Source organism: Microbacterium sp., from assembly GCF_047972865.1.
Classification (GTDB): Bacteria; Actinomycetota; Actinomycetes; order Actinomycetales; family Microbacteriaceae; genus Microbacterium.
In genome coordinates this window covers 25,687-47,172 of the sequence record NZ_JBKEAY010000051.1, presented here as the reverse complement: position 1 = coordinate 47,172, position 21,486 = coordinate 25,687, and the positions used below count along the sequence as shown (strand labels likewise).

26 protein-coding genes are annotated in these 21,486 nt (G+C 69.7%); 5 read left to right on the top strand and 21 right to left on the bottom strand.

The annotated features are described in order from the left end of the window. The 3 genes from ACK5KK_RS03025 to ACK5KK_RS03015 all read right to left on the bottom strand — a co-directional run. The coding region (locus ACK5KK_RS03025; RefSeq protein ID WP_416888614.1) for a DNA-processing protein DprA at positions 1-544 on the bottom strand (544 nt) is incomplete at its 3' end. Then, the gene (locus ACK5KK_RS03020) at positions 541-2,067 is read right to left on the bottom strand and encodes a YifB family Mg chelatase-like AAA ATPase (RefSeq protein WP_416888613.1); all 1,527 of its coding nucleotides are present in this window, start codon (positions 2,065-2,067) and stop codon (positions 541-543) included. The genes ACK5KK_RS03020 and ACK5KK_RS03025, both read right to left, overlap by 4 nt. After that, entirely contained in the window at positions 2,064-2,426 is a 363-nt protein-coding gene (locus tag ACK5KK_RS03015; protein WP_416888612.1) for a YraN family protein, read from the bottom strand. Before ACK5KK_RS03015 ends, ACK5KK_RS03020 begins: the two co-directional genes overlap by 4 nt. A gap of 125 nt (positions 2,427-2,551) precedes the next feature. Here ACK5KK_RS03015 and ACK5KK_RS03010 point away from each other — a divergent pair, with 125 nt between their 5' ends. After that, positions 2,552-2,875: a DUF2469 family protein gene (locus tag ACK5KK_RS03010; protein ID WP_416888611.1), complete on the top strand. Its 324-nt coding sequence runs from the start codon at positions 2,552-2,554 to the stop codon at positions 2,873-2,875. Between the two features lie 14 nt (positions 2,876-2,889). On the opposite strand, the gene ACK5KK_RS03005 is transcribed toward ACK5KK_RS03010, so the two are convergent. The 4 genes from ACK5KK_RS03005 to ACK5KK_RS02990 all read right to left on the bottom strand — a co-directional run bounded on the left by ACK5KK_RS03005 (position 2,890) and on the right by ACK5KK_RS02990 (position 5,419). Further along, positions 2,890-3,549: a ribonuclease HII gene (locus ACK5KK_RS03005; RefSeq protein ID WP_416888610.1), complete on the bottom strand. Its 660-nt coding sequence runs from the start codon at positions 3,547-3,549 to the stop codon at positions 2,890-2,892. After that, positions 3,546-4,274: a signal peptidase I gene (lepB, locus tag ACK5KK_RS03000; RefSeq protein WP_416888609.1), complete on the bottom strand. Its 729-nt coding sequence runs from the start codon at positions 4,272-4,274 to the stop codon at positions 3,546-3,548. Before lepB ends, ACK5KK_RS03005 begins: the two co-directional genes overlap by 4 nt. A gap of 144 nt (positions 4,275-4,418) precedes the next feature. Next, entirely contained in the window at positions 4,419-4,766 is a 348-nt protein-coding gene (gene rplS, locus ACK5KK_RS02995; protein ID WP_416888608.1) for a 50S ribosomal protein L19, read from the bottom strand. 158 nt (positions 4,767-4,924) lie between these two features. Then, positions 4,925-5,419, bottom strand: a complete 495-nt coding sequence (locus tag ACK5KK_RS02990; RefSeq protein ID WP_416888607.1) for an MFS transporter permease — start codon at positions 5,417-5,419, stop codon at positions 4,925-4,927. A 52-nt stretch (positions 5,420-5,471) separates the two neighbouring features. On the opposite strand from ACK5KK_RS02990, the gene map reads away from it, so the two are divergent. Continuing rightward, positions 5,472-6,254, top strand: coding sequence for a type I methionyl aminopeptidase (gene map / locus ACK5KK_RS02985; protein ID WP_416888606.1), 783 nt, complete (start codon positions 5,472-5,474; stop codon positions 6,252-6,254). Positions 6,255-6,260: 6 nt separating this feature from the next. On the opposite strand, the gene trmD is transcribed toward map, so the two are convergent. From trmD to rpsP, 4 genes are read right to left on the bottom strand one after another with little or no spacing between them, the layout of a single operon-like run. Then, on the bottom strand, positions 6,261-6,965 hold the full coding sequence (gene trmD / locus ACK5KK_RS02980; RefSeq protein WP_416888605.1) for a tRNA (guanosine(37)-N1)-methyltransferase TrmD: 705 nt from the start codon (positions 6,963-6,965) through the stop codon (positions 6,261-6,263). A gap of 23 nt (positions 6,966-6,988) precedes the next feature. Then, the gene (gene rimM / locus ACK5KK_RS02975) at positions 6,989-7,567 is read right to left on the bottom strand and encodes a ribosome maturation factor RimM (RefSeq protein ID WP_416888604.1); all 579 of its coding nucleotides are present in this window, start codon (positions 7,565-7,567) and stop codon (positions 6,989-6,991) included. Continuing rightward, the gene (locus ACK5KK_RS02970; RefSeq protein ID WP_416888603.1) at positions 7,567-7,797 is read right to left on the bottom strand and encodes an RNA-binding protein; all 231 of its coding nucleotides are present in this window, start codon (positions 7,795-7,797) and stop codon (positions 7,567-7,569) included. Before ACK5KK_RS02970 ends, rimM begins: the two co-directional genes overlap by 1 nt. Before the next feature lie 4 nt (positions 7,798-7,801). Next, on the bottom strand, positions 7,802-8,242 hold the full coding sequence (rpsP, locus tag ACK5KK_RS02965; RefSeq protein WP_416888602.1) for a 30S ribosomal protein S16: 441 nt from the start codon (positions 8,240-8,242) through the stop codon (positions 7,802-7,804). A gap of 185 nt (positions 8,243-8,427) precedes the next feature. Between rpsP and ACK5KK_RS02960 the strand changes: the two genes are divergently transcribed. After that, complete coding sequence (locus ACK5KK_RS02960) at positions 8,428-9,591, top strand: glutamate--cysteine ligase (protein WP_416888601.1); 1,164 nt, start codon at positions 8,428-8,430, stop codon at positions 9,589-9,591. A gap of 2 nt (positions 9,592-9,593) precedes the next feature. Here the strand turns inward: ACK5KK_RS02960 and ffh are convergent, their stop codons facing one another. Together ffh and ACK5KK_RS02950 are read right to left on the bottom strand one after the other, a co-directional pair. Next, complete coding sequence (ffh, locus tag ACK5KK_RS02955; protein ID WP_416888600.1) at positions 9,594-11,141, bottom strand: signal recognition particle protein; 1,548 nt, start codon at positions 11,139-11,141, stop codon at positions 9,594-9,596. Between the two features lie 12 nt (positions 11,142-11,153). Next, complete coding sequence (locus tag ACK5KK_RS02950) at positions 11,154-11,780, bottom strand: TetR/AcrR family transcriptional regulator (protein ID WP_416888599.1); 627 nt, start codon at positions 11,778-11,780, stop codon at positions 11,154-11,156. 47 nt (positions 11,781-11,827) lie between these two features. Between ACK5KK_RS02950 and lipB the strand changes: the two genes are divergently transcribed. Both lipB and lipA read left to right on the top strand, forming a co-directional pair. Continuing rightward, complete coding sequence (lipB, locus tag ACK5KK_RS02945) at positions 11,828-12,505, top strand: lipoyl(octanoyl) transferase LipB (protein ID WP_416888598.1); 678 nt, start codon at positions 11,828-11,830, stop codon at positions 12,503-12,505. Further along, entirely contained in the window at positions 12,502-13,524 is a 1,023-nt protein-coding gene (gene lipA, locus ACK5KK_RS02940; RefSeq protein WP_416888597.1) for a lipoyl synthase, read from the top strand. The genes lipB and lipA overlap by 4 nt, the downstream gene beginning before the upstream one ends. Before the next feature lie 9 nt (positions 13,525-13,533). Here lipA and ACK5KK_RS02935 read toward each other — a convergent pair whose 3' ends face one another. The 8 genes from ACK5KK_RS02935 to coaD all read right to left on the bottom strand — a co-directional run bounded on the left by ACK5KK_RS02935 (position 13,534) and on the right by coaD (position 21,479). After that, the gene (locus ACK5KK_RS02935) at positions 13,534-14,034 is read right to left on the bottom strand and encodes a DUF2004 domain-containing protein (RefSeq protein ID WP_416888596.1); all 501 of its coding nucleotides are present in this window, start codon (positions 14,032-14,034) and stop codon (positions 13,534-13,536) included. 57 nt (positions 14,035-14,091) lie between these two features. Beyond that, positions 14,092-14,964 carry a signal recognition particle-docking protein FtsY gene (gene ftsY, locus ACK5KK_RS02930; RefSeq protein WP_416888595.1) on the bottom strand — a complete coding sequence of 291 codons (873 nt, stop codon included), beginning with the start codon at positions 14,962-14,964 and terminating at the stop codon, positions 14,092-14,094. A gap of 9 nt (positions 14,965-14,973) precedes the next feature. After that, positions 14,974-18,474 carry a chromosome segregation protein SMC gene (gene smc, locus ACK5KK_RS02925; RefSeq protein WP_416888594.1) on the bottom strand — a complete coding sequence of 1,167 codons (3,501 nt, stop codon included), beginning with the start codon at positions 18,472-18,474 and terminating at the stop codon, positions 14,974-14,976. Positions 18,475-18,549: 75 nt separating this feature from the next. Beyond that, complete coding sequence (gene mutM, locus ACK5KK_RS02920) at positions 18,550-19,458, bottom strand: bifunctional DNA-formamidopyrimidine glycosylase/DNA-(apurinic or apyrimidinic site) lyase (protein ID WP_416888593.1); 909 nt, start codon at positions 19,456-19,458, stop codon at positions 18,550-18,552. Continuing rightward, positions 19,451-20,143, bottom strand: a complete 693-nt coding sequence (gene rnc / locus ACK5KK_RS02915) for a ribonuclease III (RefSeq protein ID WP_416888592.1) — start codon at positions 20,141-20,143, stop codon at positions 19,451-19,453. The genes mutM and rnc overlap by 8 nt, the downstream gene beginning before the upstream one ends. Before the next feature lie 16 nt (positions 20,144-20,159). Next, positions 20,160-20,369 (bottom strand): 50S ribosomal protein L32, encoded by a 210-nt coding sequence (gene rpmF, locus ACK5KK_RS02910; RefSeq protein ID WP_347344213.1) that lies wholly within the window; start codon positions 20,367-20,369, stop codon positions 20,160-20,162. Positions 20,370-20,413: 44 nt separating this feature from the next. Beyond that, positions 20,414-20,932, bottom strand: coding sequence for a YceD family protein (locus ACK5KK_RS02905; RefSeq protein ID WP_416888616.1), 519 nt, complete (start codon positions 20,930-20,932; stop codon positions 20,414-20,416). Positions 20,933-20,981: 49 nt separating this feature from the next. Then, positions 20,982-21,479, bottom strand: coding sequence for a pantetheine-phosphate adenylyltransferase (gene coaD, locus ACK5KK_RS02900; protein ID WP_416888591.1), 498 nt, complete (start codon positions 21,477-21,479; stop codon positions 20,982-20,984). Between the last annotated feature and the right edge of the window lie 7 nt (positions 21,480-21,486).

Genomic DNA, 21,486 nt, shown 5'->3' with positions numbered 1-21,486 from the left:
CGGCGGCCGTGCGGCCGCCGGCGGCCAGCGCGCCCCGATGCGCGGCCGCGTCGATGCCGTAGGCCGCCCCCGAGACGACCGTCACCCCCTCGGCGACTAGTCCCGCCACGAGCTCGCCGGTCACGTGTTCGCCGTACCCCGTCGCCGCTCGCGCCCCGACCACCGCGACGGCCGGTCCCTCCGGGGCCAGTACGGTCGGGTCGCCACGCACCCACAGTGCGATCGGCGCGTGCGGTCCGAGGCCGTCGAGCCGGAGCGGCCAAGCCGGGTCGGAAGGGATCAGCAGGCGGGCGCCGGCGCGCCGGGCATCCCGCCACACCGCCGGTGCGCCTGCTGCCCGTGGCAGCCACCGTTCACGACCGGCGCGGAAACGCGGCGCCGCCACGCCGGCCCGCTCCGCGGCGGCGGTGTCTCCGGCGGCGGTGATCCGCCACGCCTCGGGTGCACCGACCCCAGCGATCAGCACCCCCGCGACACCGTCGCCCGGCTCGAGGACGGCGGACCACAGGCCCCGGATATGACGGTCTTCGTCTGGATCGATCATGCGGCGATCCCCTTTTTGAGGTAGAGGGCCCGGCCCACGTCGTCGAGGCTCAGCCGCTCGCGTCCGTCGAGGTCGACGCACGACCACGCCACCCGCAGGACGCGGTCGTATCCGCGGAGCGTGAGGGCGCCGCGGCGCAGGGCGTCGTCGAGCGGTCGCCGCACCTCGGCGGGGGGCGCGCACGGCCCGGCGCGCAACCACGACCCGGGCACGTCGACATTGAGCCGCCACGGTGTGTCCCGGAGCCGGGCGGCGGCGCAGCGGCGCGCGTTCGCGACCCGCTCCCGGGCGTGCGCGCTGGACTGACCCGGACCGGCGGTGGGAGCGGCGCTGCTGACCGGACGCAACCCCAGCTCGATGTCGATGCGATCGCGCAGCGGCCCCGACAGCCGCGCCGCGTAGCGGCGGATCGCGTACGGCGCGCACTCGCACACGCTCCCGGTCACCCCGTAGTTGCCGCACGGGCACGGGTTGGTGGCCAGCACCAACTGGAACCGTGCCGGAAACGATGCCCGGAACCCGGCCCGGTGAATCTCGATGGACCCGGACTCGAGGGGTTGGCGAAGCGCATCCAGCGCCTGAGCCGAGTACTCCCCGGCCTCATCGAGGAACAGCACGCCGCCACTGGCCCGCGCGATCGCTCCCGGCCGCGCCGTGCGGCTCCCACCGCCGATGAGAGCGGCCGTGCTGGCGGTGTGGTGCGGCGCCTCGAACGGCGGCTCGCGATGGAGGGCGGTCACGCTCTGGCCGGACAGCGAGCGCACCGCTGCGACCTGAAGCGCCGCACGATCGTCGAGCTCGGGGAGGATGCCGGGCAGGCGCCGCGCGAGCATGGTCTTGCCGGCACCCGGCGGTCCGCTCATCATGAGGTGATGTCCGCCGGCGGCGGCGACCACGAGCGCCTCCACCGCCTCCCGCTGCCCCACGATCTCGGCGAGGTCCAGCTGCGACGGCGCGGGCGGTGCCGACGGTGTCGGCGGCGCGACCGGTTCCTGACGCACGTCGTCGAGTGCGAGTCCGTGCCGGGCGGCCACCTCGCGCAGGCCGACGGCGGCGAGCACCTCGATCCCACCCACGAGGGCGGCCTCCGAGCCGTTGGCGTACGGGACGATCACCCGCCGAAATCCTGCCCGCGCGGCGGCCATCACCGCCGGGAGCACCCCCGCCACGGGCCGCAGCCGGCCGTCCAGTCCCAGTTCGCCGATGTGGACGGTCTCGAACAGGGAGGCACGGTCCAGCGGCAGCTCGGTCGCCAATGAGGCCAGGGCGATGGCAAGATCGAGCGCCGATCCGTGCTTGGGCAGGTCTGCCGGTGTCAGGCTGACGGTCAGCCGCCGACGCGGCAGGGGCAGGTCGCTGTTGGCGCACGCACCGCGCACCCGTTGCCGCGCCTCACCGATGGCGCGATCGGCCAACCCGATCACCTGGAACTCGGGGGTCTGGCTGGACACGTCCGCCTCGACTTCGACGAGGTCTCCGACCAGGCCCGTCAACGCGACGGCCCACGTCCGGGGAAGAGTCATTGCAGGTCCGTCCAGTGCTCCAGCTCGGCATCTTCGGGCCGCTCCCCGAGGATGCCGATCACGTCCAACCGCGGGCGGCGCGCGCGCGCGTGCTCGGGGTGGGCGGCGCGCCAGGCGTGACACACGCGCCAGAGCCGCGCCCGCTTGCCGCTGTCGACGGCGTCGAACGGGTGCCCGAAGCGCCCGGTTCTGCGGGTTTTGACCTCGACGACCACCAGGTCCGTATCGCGCGCCGCGACGATGTCCACCTCACCGTGGGCACATCGCCAGTTCCGGTCCAGAATCGTGTATCCCGCGGCGCAGAGATGCTCCGCCGCACGTTTCTCGCCCGCCCGTCCGCGTTCATCCTTCGCTGCCATACCGCCACCGTGGCCGATACCGCCCGCACGCGGACGGCAGCAGCGGGCGAATGTGGAAAAGTCGCCCGCGGACCCCGCGGTGGAGGCCGACGTGACCGGTCACGCGCACCTAGGATGGGAGCACCATGGATGACGAGGTGTTCGACGACTACGACCGTGAACTCGAGTTGGCTCTGTACCGCGAATACCGCGATGTCGTGGTGCAGTTCCAGTACGTGATCGAGACCGAACGGCGGTTCTACCTCGCCAACGAGGTCAACGTGGTGCGCCGCGACACCGAGCACGACTTCTACTTCGAGATCTCGATGACCGATGTGTGGGTCTGGGACATCTACCGCGCCGACCGGTTCGTGAAGTCGGTGCGTGTGCTCACGTTCAAAGACGTGAACGTCGAGGAACTGCAGCGCCGGGATTTCCAGCTTCCCGAAGAGCTCTCCCTGGACGGTTGATCACCGGCACGCGCTCAGAAGAGCGTCGGAGCGTCGGCGATCGCCCAGGAGGCGCGATGGTGCCTCGTCAGGCCGAACTCCCGGATCGCGTGCCGGTGTTCGGCGCTCGCGTATCCCTTGTTCCGTACCCATTGGTAGGCCGGTGATTCTTCGTGCAGCCGGGCCATGAGCGCGTCACGCGCGACCTTCGCGACGACCGAGGCGGCGGCCGCGCTGGCGCAGTCCCGATCCGCCTTCACGATCGGGACGACCGTCAACGGGCGACCTCCGACCGGAGTGATGTAGTCGATGTTCCCATCGAGGAGGATGACCGCCTCGTCCAGGTCGATGCCCACACCGCGCAGCCCCTCGACGGCACGCAGGGCGGCCAGGCCGAGGGCGCGCATGATGCCGACCTCGTCGATCTCGGCGGCGCTCGCCCACCCGATGTCCGCCGCCGTGACCCAGTCACGGGTGCGCTCGGCCACGTCGGCGCGACGGCCGGCCGGCACCAGCTTCGAGTCCCGCAGCCCGGGCGGGATGCGTCGCCGGACCGCGCGGACATCCACCGCCGCCGCTCCGACGGCCACCGGCCCCGCCACCGCTCCGCGCCCCACTTCGTCGCACGCGATCACGAGCGGATGCTCGCGCAGCAGCCGGCGCTCCGTCGTCAGCCGAGGAACCGGAACGGTCATCGTCCGTCTGGGTCGGGAACGCCCGCGAACACCTCGTGATGACCGTCGATCAACCCGAACCGATTGAACGGCCAGGTCACCAGGAAGGCGCGTCCCACGGCGTTGTCGACGGGGACGAAGCCCCGCGAGGGCTCGTCCATGTTGTACCGGGAGTCGCGCGATGAATCCCGATTGTCGCCCAGCACCCAGAGAGATCCCTCCGGCACGGTCACATCGAAGGGCACTTTGCTCGGTGCCGTCTGGTCCGGACGCAGGTTCAGGTAGGCGGTCTCGTCGATGGGCACGTCGTTGACGGTGATCTGGCCCAACGCGTTGCAGCACACGACGTGGTCGCCCCCGATGCCGATAACACGCTTGATCAAATGCTCCTTGCTGTCAGAGGCCGACAGCCCCACCAGGGAGAGCAGCCAGTCGCCGGCCGCGACGAGCGGCGGCAGCGGCTCGACCTGCTGGACCGGCAACCACCCGCCCGGGTCGCGAAACACGACGACGTCGCCGCGCTCGTATCCGGTGAACCGGGGCGTCAGCTCATCGACGAGAATGCGATCGTCGATCTGCAGCGTCGTCTCCATCGAACCGGACGGGATGTAGAAAGACCGGACCAGGAACGTCTTCACCAGGAACGACACCAGCACCGCGATCAACAGGATCACCAGGACATCGCGCAGCAACGGCCAGAGCCGGGAGCGACGCGGATGCGTCGCCGGTGGTGTGTCCAGGGTCATTCGGGTCTCGTTTCGCGCCGCGGTGGCCGGCACCCCCCCAGGTTCGCACATCCGAGTGGTAGCGACCTGACAGCGCACCGGGTGGATCGTAACGAAACGACGCCCCGGAGCACGCGGGCTCGGGGCGTCGACTCGTCGCGGGGCTCAGCGCTCCCGCTTCTCCTTGATCTTGGCCTTCTTGCCGCGCAGCTCGCGGAGGTAGTACAGCTTCGCACGGCGGACGTCACCGCGGGTCACGACCTCGATGTGGTCGATGACCGGGCTGTGCACCGGGAAGGTGCGCTCGACGCCCACCTGGAAGCTGATCTTGCGGACCGTGAAGGTCTCGCGCACGCCGTCGCCGGAGCGTCCGAGCACGACGCCCTGGAACACCTGGATGCGCGAACGGTTTCCTTCGGTGATGTTCACGTGCACCTTGACGGTGTCGCCGGGTGCGAAGTCGGGGATGTCGGTGCGCAGCGATGCCGCGTCGACCGAGTCGAGGATCTGCATGATCGTCACTTCCTGCGACCGCCTCAGGTCGATCGCGAATGCTGGGTAAGGATGGTGGTGCGCCCCGGTGCAGGAGTTCGCACCGTGTTCCCCCGAGGCAGAACCGCTGCGGGCACAATCGTCTATTCTGCCATGCCGTTCCCGCCGGGCAAAACCGGTTACCGCTCGCTGTCCGGCGGAGTCTCGCTGATGACGTACACGTCGGGTTCGGTCGCGGCCGGCTCTGGGCGGGCGGGCGACACGTAGCGGGCGCCGTCGGCGGTGTGACGCACGACCGCGACCGGCCGGGCCCCGCGGAACAGCTGCGACAGCGAAGACCAGAACACCACCAGGAACGCCCCGATCGCGAGCACCACCAGCATCCACGACAGCTCCGCGGGATAGAACCCGACCGCAATGGTGAGGGCGTGCCACACGCCGATGCCCGCGACATCCGACCACGAGACGGCACGCTCGTCGCGTACCGTGCTGCGGGCCCGCACCAGCAGCGTCGTGACAAGCTGGGCGACGAACACCGCAGGGGCGGCGATGAACAGCACCAGGGCGAGCGCCCACCCGTTCGCGTCGAAGACGATCCAGCCGACCACCAGCCACAGCGGCAGGAGGAAGGCAGCCGGGAGCAACCAGTGGAAGAAGGATCGTCGGAGCCACATGCGCTCGATGGTACGCGCGTCCCCCACAATGGATGCTGAAGAGAGGACCAGGATGATCGAACTTCGGACCCCGGCAGAGATCGAGGCGATGCGGCCGGCCGGCCGGTTCGTCGCGGAAACACTCGCGACGCTGCGCGAAGAGACCAAGGTCGGCACGAACCTGCTGGCCATCGACGCGCGTGCCCACGATCTGATCCGCCGCGCCGGGGCGACCAGCTGCTACATCGACTACCACCCTTCGTTCGGCGCGAGTCCGTTCGGCAAGGTCATCTGCACGTCGATCAACGACGCAGTGCTGCACGGCCTGCCCCGCGACCAGGTGCTGCGCGACGGTGACCTGGTGACCCTCGACTTCGCCGTGAGCGTCGACGGCTGGGTGGCCGACTCGGCGATCTCGTTCATCGTCGGAACGCCGCGCGACGAGGACCTGGCCCTCATCGACACGTCTCAGCGGGCGCTCACCGCGGCGATCGACGCCGCGGTGGTCGGCAACCGCATCGGCGACATCTCCCACGCCGTCGCGGAGATCGCCCGTGCGGACGGCCTGTCGATCAACACCGACTTTGGCGGCCACGGGGTGGGCCGGACGATGCACGGTGACCCGCACGTGCCCAACGACGGCAAGCCCGGACGCGGCTTCCCGCTGCGCGAGGGGCTGGTCGTCGCCCTGGAGCCGTGGTTCCTGCAGACCACCGACGAGTTGATCACCGACCCCGACGGATGGACGCTCCGTTCGGCGGACGGGTCACGAGGTGCCCACTCCGAGCACACCGTCGCCGTCACCGCCGACGGCCCGATCGTGTTGACCGACCGCTCGTTTCTGGGCGTCGACTGAGCCGGCTCAGCGCGCCGGTCCGTCGCTGTCCAGGCGCGCCAGCAAGTCGGGTCGGACCCGGCGGGTGCGCTCCCAGGACTGCTCCTGCCGCCAGGTCGCGATCGCCGCGTGGTTGCCGCTGAGAAGCACCAGCGGCACGTCCAGTCCGCGCCAGACGGACGGCTTCGTGTAGCTCGGGTACTCCAGCAGTCCCGTCTCATGCGACTCTTCGACGAGACTGTCCGGGTTGCCGACCATTCCGGGCAGGAGCCGGCCGATCGCCTCGGTCATGGCCATCGCGGCGACCTCGCCGCCGTTGAGGACGTAGTCCCCCAGGCTGAGCAGGCGCACGCGGGTGCGCGACGAGTAATGATCGATGACGCGCTGGTCGATGCCCTCGTAACGACCGCACGCAAAGACGAGGTGGGACTCCTGCGCGAGTTCGCGCGCCGTTGCCTGCGTGAACCGGTGCCCCGCCGGAGACGGGACGATGAGCACGGACTCGCCCGTCAGGATGCCGTCGAGGGTCTCGCCCCACGGCTCGGGTTTCATCACCATGCCCGCCCCGCCGCCGTAGGGCGTGTCATCGACCGTGCGGTGGCGGTCGTGGGCGGCATCTCGCAGATCGTGGACGTCGACCCGCAGAATCCCCCGCTCGCGCGCCTTTCCCAGCAGCGACACATCGAGCACGTCGAAGAACGCGGGAAAGATCGTGACGATGTCGATGCGCACGAGTTCGAGTGTAGGCGGGGCGGTCAGTGGTCCGCGGCGGGGGGTGCGTCGTCGGGCACCGCTTCGAACAGCCCCGGCGGCGGGGTGACCTCGACGCGCCCGGCGCCGATGTCGACGAGCGGGACGATAGCCTTCACGAACGGCACCAGCACCTCGGTGTCGGTGCCGGCGGGCCGGACGATCAACAGATCCTGCGCCGGGAGATGGTCCACCCGGACCACCGAGCCGACCTCGTCATCGCCGCGGAAGACCCGCAAGCCGACAAGCTGGTGGTCGTACCAGGCTTCGTCCTCGGCAGGAGCGTCGGGGTCGGCATCGATCCACAGGATCGCCCGGACGATGGACTCCGCCGCGGTCCGGTCGTCGATGCCCTCGAGGAAGACGACCGGGTGCGAGTTCATCCAGCGGAACTCGCGCACCGTGACGGTCTTGCCGCTCCACGGCGAGGTGTCCGGCACCTGGAGTGTGAAGGCGGCGCCGGGCGCGAAACGACGATCCGGTTCATCCGTGTAGAGCTCGAGCTTCAGCGCGCCCTTGAGCCCGTGCGCCTTGACGAGGCGGCCAACGCGCAGCTGCGTGCGGGCCGGTTCGGGTGAGGGCATCAGTCGTCGGCGACGTCGACGCGGACGCGCTGACCGTCTGCCAGTGCGCTGATGACGGTGCGCAGTGCGCGTGCCGTGCGACCGCCGCGCCCGATGACCCGTCCGCGGTCGTCGGGGTGCACGCGCACCTCCAGCACCTCGCCGCGCGGCGAGGTGGACGTACGGACGGTGACGTCGTCGGGGTGATCCACGATCCCCTTGACGACATACTCGAGCGCGTCGGCCAGCACCGGTCTACTCTGCCGCGGTCTCGTCGGCGGAAGCGTCGGCGGCCGGGGCGTCCACCGCCGGAGCGTCGTCGGCGGGAGCCGGGTCGGCCTTCGGCGCGGACTGCGGCTTGATGACCGACTTCTTCGCGGTGTCGGCGACGAACTCGCTCTTGCCGGCCGGGGTCTGCACCGTCGACACGGCGTCCTTGTCGCCGGTGAACCGGCCCCAGTCACCGGTGAGCTTGAGGATCGCGGCGACCTGCTCGGTCGGCTGCGCGCCGACCGACAGCCAGTACTGCGCCCGGTCGGAGTCGACCTCGATGAGCGAGGGGTTCTCGATGGGGTGATACTTGCCGATCTCTTCGATGACGCGACCGTCGCGCTTGGTGCGCGAGTCGGCCACGACGATGCGGTAGTAGGGCGCACGGATCTTGCCGAAGCGCTTCAGACGGATCTTGACAGCCACGATTCTCCTGAATGTGTCTTGTGAGGTGATGAACGTCGCCACAGGCTGTGGGGTGCACGCCCGGCGGGAGCTCTGCGGGAGGATCACGTGCCGGATAGAGGGTCGGGCTCGCGCTCCAAACCTCTATTCTGCCAGATTGCGCACGCGCCTGCGAACGACGGCGTCCGCCGTGTCAGACTGTGCGGGTGACCGTGACCTTTGCTCCCTCCGCCCGCTCGACCGTGGGGCTGGAGTGGGAGGTGATGCTCGCCGACGGCGCCACCGGCGATCTCGCGCCGCGCGCGGGCGAAGTGCTCGCTGAACTGACGGAAACCGCCGCCGGCGAGCGGTTCACCGTGACGGGGGAACTGCTCACCAACACGATCGAGGTCACCAGCGGCGTCGGGGCGACCGTCGCCGACGCCGTGCACGACATCGCCGACGCCGTGGGCCGTGTGCGCACCGCCACCGATCCGAGGAACATCGAGTTGCTCTGCGCCGGAAGCCATCCGTTCGCGCAGTGGTACCGCCAGGAGGTCACCGACAAGACCCGGTACCACAAGCTCATCGAGCGGACCCAGTGGTGGGGGCGCAACATGATGATCTGGGGCATCCACGTGCACGTCGGGGTGGAGGACGTGGCCAAGGTGCTCCCGATCGTCAACGCGTTGAGCGTCTATCTGCCCCACCTGCAAGCGTTGTCGGCGTCGAGTCCGTTCTGGGCGGGCGAGCGCACCGGGTACGCGTCGAACCGCGCCCTCGTCTTCCAGCAGTTGCCGACCGCGGGGTTGCCGTGGCCGTTGGAGGACTGGGCCCAGTTCGAGTCCTACCTCGACGACATGGTCCGCACCGGGGTCATGGAAGACGTCTCCGAAGTGCGGTGGGACGTGCGCCCCGCCCCGCGGTGGGGAACGATCGAGGTGCGTGCCTGCGACGGCATGTCGACGCTCCCCGAACTGGCGGCCGTCGCCGCGTTCGTCCAGGTGCTCGTCGAGCACCTGTCGCGGCAGTGGGACGAAGGCCGGACGCTGCCGACGATCCCCCCGTGGTTCCTCCGGGAGAACAAGTGGCGCGCGGCGCGATACGGGCTGGGGGCATTCGTGATCGTGGACCGGGACGGCACGCAGCGACTCGTCTCCGACCACGTCCGCGAACTCGCTGAGCGCCTGCGGCCGATCGCCGTCGAGTTGCGCTGCGTCCGCGAATTCGACGGCCTGCACGCCATCCTCGCGCAGGGCGCCAGTTACGCCCGCCAACTGGTCGTCGCCGACGCCGCAGACGGTGATCTCGGCGAGGTCGTCCGTCACCTCATCCGCGAGTTCCGCGCCGGTCCCACGCTCCGCGACCACCTCGCGAGCCTGGGCGAGTGAGATCAGCGGTTCCCAAACAGCTTCTGGATCTCGGCCAGGTCTTCCGACGTCGGTTGTGCAGCGCCGCCCAGACCGAAGCCGGATCCGCTCGGCGCGGTCTGCGTGGCGATGCCGGCGTTCTCGGCCGCGCGCTTGGCCGGGTTTCCCGACCGTGAGCCGCCGGACTTCTTCTGCTTCTTGCCCCGCTTGCTGCTGGCGCCGGGCTTGCCGCCCATCGGGCCCATCCCCGGGACGTTCGGCACGCCGCCACGAGCCACCGTCTTCATCATCTTCGCGGCCTGGTCGAAGCGCTGGACGAGCTGGTTGACGTCGGTGACCGTCATGCCCGAGCCCCGCGCGATCCGCAGTCGTCGCGAGCCGTTGAGCACCTTGGGGTTGCGCCGCTCCCCCGGGGTCATCGAGCGGATGATCGCCTCGGTGTGGTCGATCTCGCGCTCGTCGAAGTCCTCCAGCTGCTGCTTCATCTGGCCCATGCCCGGCAGCATGCCGAGCATCTTCTTCATCGAGCCCATCTTGCGCATCTGTTGCATCTGCTCGAGGAAATCCTCCAGAGTGAACTGCTCGGAGGCCAGCTTTTCGGCGACCTTGAGGGCTTCCTCCTCATCGAAGGCCTGCTGCGCCTGCTCGATGAGGGTGAGGATGTCGCCGAGGTCGAGGATGCGGCTGGCCATGCGATCGGGGTGGAAGGCCTCGAGGTCGTCGAGCCCCTCCCCCGTCGACGCGTAGATGATCGGCCGGCCGGTGACGGACGCGACCGACAGCGCGGCACCGCCGCGCGCGTCGCCGTCGAGCTTGGAGAGGACGACACCGGTGAAGTCGACGCCGTCCTGGAACGCCTTGGCGGTGTTGACGGCATCCTGTCCGATCATCGCGTCGATGACGAACAGGACCTCGTCGGGGTCGGTGGCCTTGCGGATCTTCGCGGCCTGGTTCATGAGGTCCGCGTCCACGCCGAGCCGTCCGGCGGTGTCGATGATGACGACGTCGTGTTGCTGGCGGCGCGCGGTATCGACCCCGTCGCGGGCGACCCGCACCGGATCGCCGACGCCGTTGCCGGGCTCGGGCGCGTAGACGGCGGCACCGGCCTGCTCGGCGACCACGCGCAACTGGGTGACGGCATTGGGACGCTGCAGATCGCAGGCCACCAGCAGCGGCGTGTGCCCGTCCCGTTCGAGCTGTTTGGCGAGCTTGCCGGCAAAGGTCGTCTTCCCCGACCCCTGCAAGCCGGCCAGCATGATCACGGTCGGCGGGGTCTTCGCGAACTCCAGTCGGCGGTGCTGTCCGCCGAGGATTGCGATGAGCTCCTCGTTGACGATCTGCACGACCTGCTGCGCCGGGTTCAGCGCGCGGTTGACCTCGTCGCCGAGCGCACGCTCCCGGACCTTCGCGGTGAAGTCCTTGACGACCGGGAGCGCGACGTCCGCGTCGAGCAGGGCGCGCCGGATCTCGCGAAACGTCCCGTCGACGTCGGCGGGCGTGAGCTTGCCCTTGGTGCGAAGGATGCGGAAAGTCTCGGTGAGCCGGTCGGAGAGAGTGCCGAAAGTCGCCATGATCCCTCGATTCTAACCGGCTGCTCTTCGCGGTCTCCGCGCTGTCGACCCGAGTGCGGGCGTTGCGCCCGGGAGGGTCGCGGCGGCGGCATCGAGCGCGGTGCGGTAGATCGGCACCAGGGCGGACGAACCGGCGCCGGCGTGCGCCCAGTGCTCGATCGCGGCCAGGACCGCCCCGCCGTGCGCCGCCCCTGCGACGGCCGCCACCAACACGTCCGCGCCCGCCGCGGCGAGCCTTCGGCGCACCGCGGCGGCGATGCGCGCTTGGCGTACGGCGGCTTCCCGCGCGAGGTCTTCGGCGACGGCCATCGGCTCCGCGTTCGCGATGGCCAGGGCCAGGGCATCGGGTTCGACGCCCTCCCCGAGAGCGAGGAGGGCGTCGCGGATGCTCGGGGACGCGGTGTCCCCGGCACCGGCCATCGCGACCTCGAAGGCGTCGATCCGCTCATCGAGCGAGGCCCAGAGCACGTCGGACTTCGAAGCGAAGTAGTTGAAGAAGCTCGAACGGCTGACCCCGGCTCGCCCAGCGATGTCGGTGATGGACGTGGCGGCGAACCCCTGCTCCAGAAACAGCTCGCACGCCGCCTCGGCGAGGATCTCGCGCGACGAGGAGCGCGGCCTGCCGAGTGCTGAGGACATACCGACAGCGTAGGCGTCGTACCCGGCGGCGGCGGGCGTATTGTTGGATGCGGTCCAAGAAGTGCGACGAGCGGAAGAAGACGATGCTTGACATCCAGACCGTGGGCCTCGCGCCCGAGTATGTCCCCTACCACGAAGGGTGGGACCTGCAACGCCGCATCCACGCCGAGGTGGTCGCGGGAGACCGCCCTGACACCCTGCTGCTGGTCGAGCACGAACCCGTGTTCACCGCCGGCGCCCGGACGGCACGACACGAGCGACCCAGCGACGGCACGCCGGTGGTCGACGTGGATCGCGGCGGCAAGATCACCTGGCACGGTCCCGGTCAGCTCGTCGGGTACCCCATCGTGAGGTTGCCCGATCCCGTCGACGTGGTCGCCCATGTGCGCCGGCTCGAACAGATCCTCATCGACGTGCTGGCGACGTACGACGTGGTGGGCTACCGCGTCGAGGGCCGCAGCGGCGTCTGGGTGCGCCGCCCCCTCTCGGAGGACAATGTCGCCGCGATCGGGGTGAGGGTGCAGCGCGGTGTCACGATGCACGGCTTCGCACTCAACTGCAACAACTCGTTGGCCCCGTTCGGTCAGATAGTCCCCTGCGGGATCTCGGATGCCGGGGTCACCACAATGAGCGAAATCCTCGGCCGCGAGATCGAGCCGTCCGATGTCATCGACCGCGTGACGGCCGCCTTCCACGCCGTCTACGCCGCGGAGGTCGCGGCGTGAGCGCGTGCGGCGGCGCAGCCACCGGTTCCGTCGATTCGGCCGGTTCGGCTCCGGGCGGTCGCAAGCTCCTGCGGTTGGAGGTACGCAACGCCCAGACGCCGATCGAACGCAAGCCCGAATGGATCAAGACCCGCGCCAAGATGGGGCCGGAGTACCAGGCGCTGCAACAGCTCGTCCGCAGCGAAGAGCTCCACACCGTCTGCCAGGAGGCCGGGTGCCCGAACATCTACGAGTGCTGGGAGGACCGCGAAGCGACGTTTCTCATCGGCGGTTCGCAGTGCACCCGACGGTGCGACTTCTGTCAGATCGACACCGGAAAGCCCGCCGACTACGACACGGACGAGCCGCGTCGTGTGGCCGAGAGCGTGCAGCGGATGCAGTTGCGCTACGCGACGGTGACCGGGGTCGCGCGCGACGATCTGCCCGACGGCGGTGCGTGGCTCCACGCCGAGACGGTCCGCCGCATCCACGCCGACAACCCCGGCACCGGCGTGGAGATCCTCGCCACCGACTTCAACGGCGACCCGGCACTGCTGGGCGAGGTCTTCGACTCGCGCCCCGAGGTGTTCGCGCACAACGTGGAGACGGTGCCGCGCATCTTCAAGCGCATCCGCCCCGCCTTCCGCTACGAACGGTCGCTCAGCGTGCTCACCCAGGCGCGCGAGGCCGGCCTCATCACGAAGTCCAACCTCATCCTCGGCATGGGCGAGTCCCCCGACGAGGTCGTCCAGGCATTGCACGACCTGCACGACGCCGGCACGGACATCGTGACCATCACGCAGTACCTGCGCCCCTCGCCGCGCCACCTGCCGGTCGATCGATGGGTGCGGCCCGACGAGTTCGTCGAATTCAAGGAGGAGGCCGAACGCATCGGCTTCCTGGGTGTGCTCGCGGGGCCCCTCGTGCGCTCCTCGTATCGCGCCGGCCGCCTGTGGGCGCAGTCGATGGTCTCGAAGGGCCGTCCGGTGCCCGCCGAACTGGCGCACCTGGTCGAAGGGGCCTTCGCGCAGGCGGTGTGACGGGCGGGACTATTCGGCGCTGGTGACCGACTGGATCGAGCCGTCCGAGGTGATGTTGACCAGCAGCACTTCCTCGGTGGCATCCGGATCGAGGGCGTACTCCAAGACGGCGAACGGGTCCCCGCCGCCGTGCTCGTCGGCCAGAATCGTCATGCTCACCAGGCGCAGCGAACGGATGACGTCCACGTGGACATCGCCGGAAATGTCGACGAGCATCTCCGACAGTTCGTCACCCCACTCTTCCTGCTGCTGCAAGATGTACTCGATGACCTCGCTGGTGCGGTCGTCGAGTTCGGCGATCATCGCGCCACGCGAGCGCAGGTCGATCTCTTCCAGCGACGAGATCATCGCCGCCGCGATGTCGAGGGCGTCGGCCGACACGTCGTCCTGATCGGGGGCCGTGAGATCCACGGTCGCGCTCTGGTCTCCGAAATCGACCACCTCGGACCAGAAGATCGACCCGTCGGGTCCGCTCTCCAGCAAGCCGAAGTAGTCGTGCTCGATCGCCATAGGCATATGAAACCAGTACCGGGGCGCATCCGCGACCCTTGCGGCGCGTGTCGAGGGTCAGTCCACGAGCGCCGAGACGAAAACGTGGGGGGTGAATCCGGTGAGGTCGCCGATCCCCTCGCCCTGACCGAGCAATTTGACCGGGATGCCGGTGCGCTCCTGCACCGCCAGCACGAACCCGCCCTTGGCCGACCCGTCGAGCTTCGTGATCACGAGGCCGGTCACCCCGGCGTGCTCGAGGAACGCCTGTGCCTGCAGGACCCCGTTCTGGCCGGTCGTCGCGTCCAGCACCAGGAGGACCTCGCTGATCGGTGCCTGCTTTTCGATCACACGACGGATCTTGGTGAGCTCGTCCATCAGGCCGCCCTTGGTGTGCAGCCGCCCCGCCGTGTCCACCAGCACGATCTCGGTGCCGGTGCGGCGGGCCTCTTCGATCGTCTGGAACGCGACCGAGGCGGGGTCCTGACCCTCCTGCTGCGGGCGCACGATCCGGGCGCCACCGCGCTCGGCCCACGTGGCGAGCTGATCGACGGCCGCCGCGCGGAAGGTGTCGGCGGCGCCGACCATCACCGTGCGATCGAACCGCTTCAGGTAATGCGCGAACTTCCCGATGGTCGTCGTCTTGCCCACGCCGTTGACCCCCACCACGAGGACGACCGCGGGACGCTCGGACAGCCGGAGTGTCGTGTCGAAGCGCGCGAAGTGCTCCTCCAGGGTCTCCTTCAGCATGCGCTGGAGATCGCGCGGGTCGGTCGTGCGGTACCGATCGACTTTCTCGTGCAGTTCGTCCAGGAGCCGCTCGGTGATGTTGGGGCCGAAGTCCGCCGACAACAACGCCGTCTCCAGGTCGTCCCATGTGGTCTCGTCTATGGTGGGGGCCGTGAACATCCCCCGCAGAGCACGACCGAGCGACCAGGATCTTTCCGCCATGGTTCCAGCCTAGGCGGTGGCCTTCTCGCGGACCCGTTGCCCCACGACCGCAGAGACCCCGTCCTGGCGCATGGAGACCCCGTACAGCGCGTCGGCGATCTCCATCGTGCGCTTCTGGTGCGTGATGACGATCAACTGGCTGGACTCGCGCAATTGCTCGAACACGCCGAGCAGTCGCCCCAGATTCGCGTCGTCGAGGGCCGCTTCGACCTCGTCGAGGATGTAGAACGGGCTGGGCCGTGCTTTGAAGATCGCGGTGAGCAGGGCGACAGCAGCCAGCGACCGCTCACCCCCCGACAGCAGCGAGAGCCGCTCGATCTTCTTGCCGACCGGGCGCACCGACACCTCGATTCCGGTTGTCAGCGGGCTGTCCGGGTCGGTGAGGGAGATACTGCCGGCCCCCCCAGGGAACAGGACCGGGAAGACCTCCCCGAACGCGACCTTGGTGTCCTCGAAGGCGGCCAGGAAGATCGTCTGCATCCGCTCGTCGAGCTCATCGATGATCGTCAGCAGGTCGCGGCGCGTCTGCTGCAGGTCGGCGAGCTGTTCGGTCAGGAACGCGTGGCGCTGCTCCAGCGCGGTGAACTCTTCCAGCGCCAGCGGGTTCACCCGCCCCAGTTGGCCGAGTTTGCGCTCTGCGTCCTGCAGCCGACGGCGCTGGGCGGCGCGGTCGAAGGCAGTCGGCTCGCCGTCCTCGTCCCCGGGAATCTCGACATCGGGACCGTATTCCTGAACGAGAATGTTCTCGTCCAGGCCGAGTTCCGAGCCGACCCGCTCGAGCAGGCTGGTCACGTGCAACCGCCGTTCGTGCATGTGCAGTTCGATCCCGTGCACGCTCTCGGTCAGTCGTGCGAGTCGCTCGCGCACGGCGGAGTCCTGGGCGCGGGTGTCGGTGAGCTCGGCGTTGAGCGCGGACCGCTCCTGCTCGGCGGCGGCCAGCTCGACGCGGGCCTGGCTCACCGACCGGTCGACGGAGTCCAAAAGCGGTGGCACCTGCTGATGCACGTCGGCGGCGATCTCGCGCTGAGCGCGACGGATCACGGCGCGCCGTGCGGCCTCCTCGGCGGCGGCGCGTTCGCGTTCACGCTGTCGTTCTAGGCCGGCGACGCGTGCCTCGCCGGAACGCACACGTTCCCGCAGGGTCTCCACGTCCAGGCGCGCGCGCAACTCGCCGTCGCGCGCGCCCTCGAGCGCCGCCAGCAGTCCTTCGCGCGCCGACGCGTCGAGGATGGGTCGCGGGGCCTCCTGGGCAGCGGTGAACGCCGCTTCGGCGGCCGCCGCGCCCGTCTCGGCCTCGACAGCGGCGGCGGAGGCCTGCCGCAGTCCCGCCTCCAGGCGGGCGCACTCGGCCTCCGCGGCCTCGTGACGCACGGTCGCACGATTGACCTGTTCGGTGTGCGCGGCCAGCGCGGCGTCGTGCTCGCGCAACGTCTGCAGGCTCTCCCGGGTGCGGCGCCGGGCCGCATCCCAGGCCTGCTGCGAATCGGCCAGAGCCGCCCGCAGCGAGTCGGCGACCACGGTGATCTCGGAGAGCCGCTCGGCTGCGGCGTCCCGCTCGGCGGCCAGCTCCAGCCGCGAGCGTCCGCCACCGGAGCCGACCCGCACGCTGTGGGCCGTGACGAGCTCGCCGGTGCGTGTGACGACGGTCATCCGGTCTTCGGCCGCGAGCGCATCGAGCGCTGCGTGGGCGGCGGCAAGGTCGTCGACGATGCCGACGTCGGCCAGCGCCGCGACGACGCCGTCCGGCCCGCTGACGACGTCGCGGGCGAGGGTGACGCCCGCCGGCGTGTCGGCGACCCGGGCCGGAGCCGTTCCGTCCGCCAGCGCGATGTCCACGGTGCCGAGATCCTCGTGACGGACCACCTCGACCAGGCGGAGCGCGGTGCCGACATCCTCCGCGAGAACGCCTTCCGCAAGGGCGCCGAGCGCGGCGGCGACGGCGCCCTCGTAGCCGGGAGTCACCTTGATGGCGTCACCGACCAGTCCCCGCACGCCGGTGCCGCCCCGCTGCACCAGGGTGGCGGCCGCATTGCGCACGTCCAGCGCGCGGCCGAGGGCGGCGGCCTGGGCGGTGAGCGATTCGACCTCGCGCTCGGCGGCGTGCAGTCGGTCGCGCAACTCGCCCACCTGCGACTCGGCCTCGGCGGCTTCGCGCTGAGCCCCCTCGTACGCGGCGGCGTGCTCCGCGGACGATTCCTCGGGAACGAGGTTCGGGTCGATGCCGGCGAGCGTCTCCGCCGCCTCGGCGCGCCGCTGCGCCGCGGCCTCCCACGCCTTCTGCTGTCGATCCACCGCGGCGCGCAGCGCGTCACGCTTCGACGCGGCGGCCTCCGCGCGGCCGCGCAGCGACGCGATGCGCATGTCGTGCTCGGACACCAGCGCACTCTGCTCGGCGATGTCCGCGTCGAGTGCGTCGAGTTCGGCGCGGGCGCGGATGACCTCGCGCGACGCCGCGGCAGCGGCATCCTGTGCGGCCCCGAGTCCCCCCGCCACCTCATCGATCTCGGCCCGCGCCGCATCGATCGATTCCTGGCTGACGGTCGCCACCTCGAGCGCGAGCTGGCCGTCGTCCTCGAGCAGGGCGAGGCGCTGCCCGGCCAGCGAATACAGGCCACGGAGGCGCTCCTGCACCTGTTCCAAGGCGAAGGCCGTCGCACGCGCACGGTCGACGGCTTCAGAACGCTGATGCGCCTCCAATTCGTCGATCCGCGCTTTGAGCTGGTCGGCCTGATCCTGCAGGACGACGCGTTCGGTGTGCCGCTCGCGTTCGTTGCGGACGTCGTCGGCCAACTGTGCACGCAGCGTGACGAACTCGTCCGCGTACAGGCGTGCTTTCGCGTCCCGGACGATCGCCGCGATGGTCGCGGCCTCTCTCGCGATCTCGGCTTGCTTTCCGAGCGGTTTCAGCTGTCGGCGCAGCTCACCGGCGAGGTCGCTCAGACGCGTGAGGTTGGCCTCCATGGCGTCCAGCTTGCGCAGCGTCTTCTCTTTGCGGCGGCGATGCTTGAGGATGCCGGCGGCCTCTTCGATGAACCCGCGGCGGTCCTCGGCGCTGGCCTGAAGGACGCTGTCCAGCCTGCCCTGGCCCACGATGACGTGCATCTCCCGGCCGAGGCCGGAGTCACTGAGCAACTCCTGCACGTCGAGCAGCCGGCACGACTCCCCGTTGATCGCGTATTCACTGCTGCCGTTGCGGAACAGCGTCCGGCTGATGGTCACTTCGGTGTACTCGATGGGCAGCGCGCCGTCGCTGTTGTCGATCGTGAGACGCACTTCCGCGCGCCCCAGCGGGCCGCGGGTCGCGGTGCCCGCGAAGATGACATCCTCCATCTTGCCGCCGCGGAGGGTCTTGGCGCCCTGCTCGCCCATCACCCAGGCAAGGGCATCGACGACGTTCGACTTGCCCGAGCCGTTCGGACCGACGATGCAGGTGACGCCGGTCTCGAGGGCGAAGGTCGTCGGTTGGGCGAACGACTTGAAGCCCTTGAGCGTGACGCTCTTCAGGTGCATTCGATCCGCCTCCGCTCCACTGTGCTCCCAAGGTACCCGACGGCCCACCCACACCCCCGACGACCCGCGAGGCGGTCAACGGATGCGCTGGCAGCGCGGACAGATGTGGGACGAACGGTTCGTGAACGCAGAGCGGGTGATGGCTGTGCCGCAGCGGTGACAGGGTTCGCCCTCCCGGCCGTACGCGTGGAGCGAGTGCGCGAAGTACCCGGCCTGCCCGTTGACGTTGACGTATTGCGCGTCGAAGCTCGTGCCGCCTTCGACGAGGGCCTTGTGCAGCACCGACCGCACCTCCGCGAGCAGCCGCGTCACCGCCCGCGTGGACAGGCTTCGCGCGAGTGTCTCGGGGTGGATGCGCGCGGCCCACAGCGCTTCGTCGGCGTAGATGTTGCCGATGCCGCTGACCAGTCCCTGATCGAGCAGCAGTCGCTTGACGGCGGATGACGACGCGGCCAGTCGCGCGCGCACCCGGGCCTCATCGAGTGCCGGGTCGAGCGCGTCGCGGGCGATGTGAGCGACCTGTGCGGGAAGGACCCGCTCATCCGCCCCGAAACCGCCGGGTTCCCCGTCGGCGGTGGCGACCAAGGGATCGACGGCCAGCGAGCCGAACGTGCGCTGGTCTGCGAAGACAACCGCCAGCTCGCCGTGGACCGGGTGGGCCAGATCGATGCGGATGCGCTCATGGCGCTCCGGCGGGGCGCCGCTGACACGCAGCAGCAGCTGCCCGCTCATCCCGAGATGACCGACGACGGCCTCGTGCGCTCCCCCGGAGCCGTCCGCGTCCAGGGGCAGCCAGAGGAACTTGCCACGTCGCACCGCCGCGCCGAGGCGGCGGCCGGTCACCCGAGCCTCGAAATCGGAGGCGTCCCCGTCATGGCGGGTGAGCGCGCGCTCGTCGGACACCGCGACGGCGAGTACCGTCGCACCGGTCACCGCGGGAGCCAGGCCCGCGCGAACGACCTCGACCTCGGGAAGCTCAGGCACGGGCGGACAGGGTACGCCAGACCTCGAGTGCCGCTGCCATCTCAGCCTGCTTCTTGCTGGTTCCCGTGCCGGTGCACGACACCGATCCCGCTGTCACCACCGCGGTGAATACGCGGTCGTGGTCGGGTCCGGATGCCTCGACGACGTAGCGCGGCGGTTCCAGACCGCGCCCGGCGACGAGTTCCTGCAGGCTGGTCTTCGGGTCCATCGCGGCGCCGAAACGCTCGGGGTCCTCCAGCAGCGGTGCCATCAGCCGGAGCACCAGATCGGTCGCGGCCTCGCTCCCGGCGGACAGGTAGGCCGCCCCCAGAATCGCCTCCATGGTGTCGGCGAGGATCGAGTCCTTGTCCCGGCCGCCGGTGAGGTCTTCGCCGCGCCCGAGCAGCAGGTGCTCGCCGAGGCCGATCGCGCGGGCGACTTCGGCCAGCGCGACCGTCGACACGACGCTGGCGCGCCGCTTGGCCAAGGCACCCTCTTCCAGCTCGGGGAAGCAGGTGTAGAGGTGAACGGTGATCGCTTGTCCGAGGATCGAGTCGCCGAGGAATTCAAGCCGCTCGTTATGCGCGATACCGCCGTTCTCGTACGCGTAGGAACGGTGCGTGAGTGCGAGGGTCAGCAACTCGGGATCGATGCCGATCTCAAGTTTGGTGAGAAGTCCGGGCACACCCGGGAGGACTTCGGTCACCGCACGTGCCGCCGAATCAGATGTCGGCGACCTTGCGCCCCTTGTACTCGAGGAACAGCTCGGTGCCCTGCGAGTCGGTGACGACCTTCGCCTGGTGGGGGCGGCTGTAGACGACCTTGCCGTTCTCGACCGACTTCACCAGCGCTGGCGCCTCCGCCTTCCACTGCGCCCGGCGCGAGCGCGTGTTCGAACGGGAGACTTTCCGCTTCGGGGGGTTACCTGCCATGACTCACTCTTCTCTGTCTCGTCTGCTCTGTAGCTTCGCCGACATCATTCGGTGTCCGCATCGGCCGGGTCTGAGTAGGCCTTCAGCGCGGCCCAGCGTGGATCGATCTCGTCCTCGCGCGTCACGTCCGACGTGAGCTTCTCCCCCGTGACCGGGTCGAGTCCGACGCAGTCCGGCCGACACACCGGCTGGAAAGGAAGCGACAGGACGATCGAATCCCTGACGGCGGCTTCCAGGTCCACGTGGTCGTCACGGACTTCAAAGTCGCTCGCTTCGTCTCCAGGGTACCCGAAGAGTTCTTGAAACTCGACTTCGACGGGCTCGGCGATGTCGGTGAGGCAGCGACCGCACACGCCTTCGTACCGTGTGCGTACCTCGGCGGTCACCAGGATCCCCTCGTGCACGGACTCGAGTCGCGCGGCGAGGTCCAGCGGCGTACCCTCAGGGACAGCGACCAGGCCCTCCCCCCAGGCGTGCAGCAAGGCCAGGTCGAGGGTGAACTCACGCATCTGGCCGGGTCTGTGCATCAGGTCCCGGACCGGAAGGACGAACGGTCCGTTCACATGCTTTCTGGTCACTCCGACATGGTAGTCGCCGCGCGGGTCGGGAGGTTCAGATGTCGCGCGCACCGGTGTCGAGGAACTCCGCGACGGGGGCGGGGACGAAAGGCGCGATGTCGCCGCCGAGCGTGGCCACCTGCCGCACGAGGGAGCTGGAGACCATCGCGTGTGCGGGATCGGTCAGCAGGAAGACGGTCTCGACCTGGGCGAGGTGGCGGTTGACGATCGCCATCGGGTTCTCGTAGGTGATGTCGACCTGGGAGCGGATGCCCTTGACCAGCACGCCAGCACCGACATCGATCGCGTAGTCCACCAACAGCCCCATGCTCCACGAGGCGACGACGATGTCACCGCCAATGCCCGCCGCGGCGATGGACCGTTCCAGCAGCTGCAGCCGCTGCGCGATCGGGAGCATCGCCTCCTTGTCCGGGTTGTGCACCACGAGCACGTGGAGACGGTCGTAGAGAGCGGCGGCGCGACGGATGACGTCGATGTGACCGAGCGTGGGTGGATCGAAGGAACCCGGGACGACCGCGATCCGGTTGTTCATGACAAGC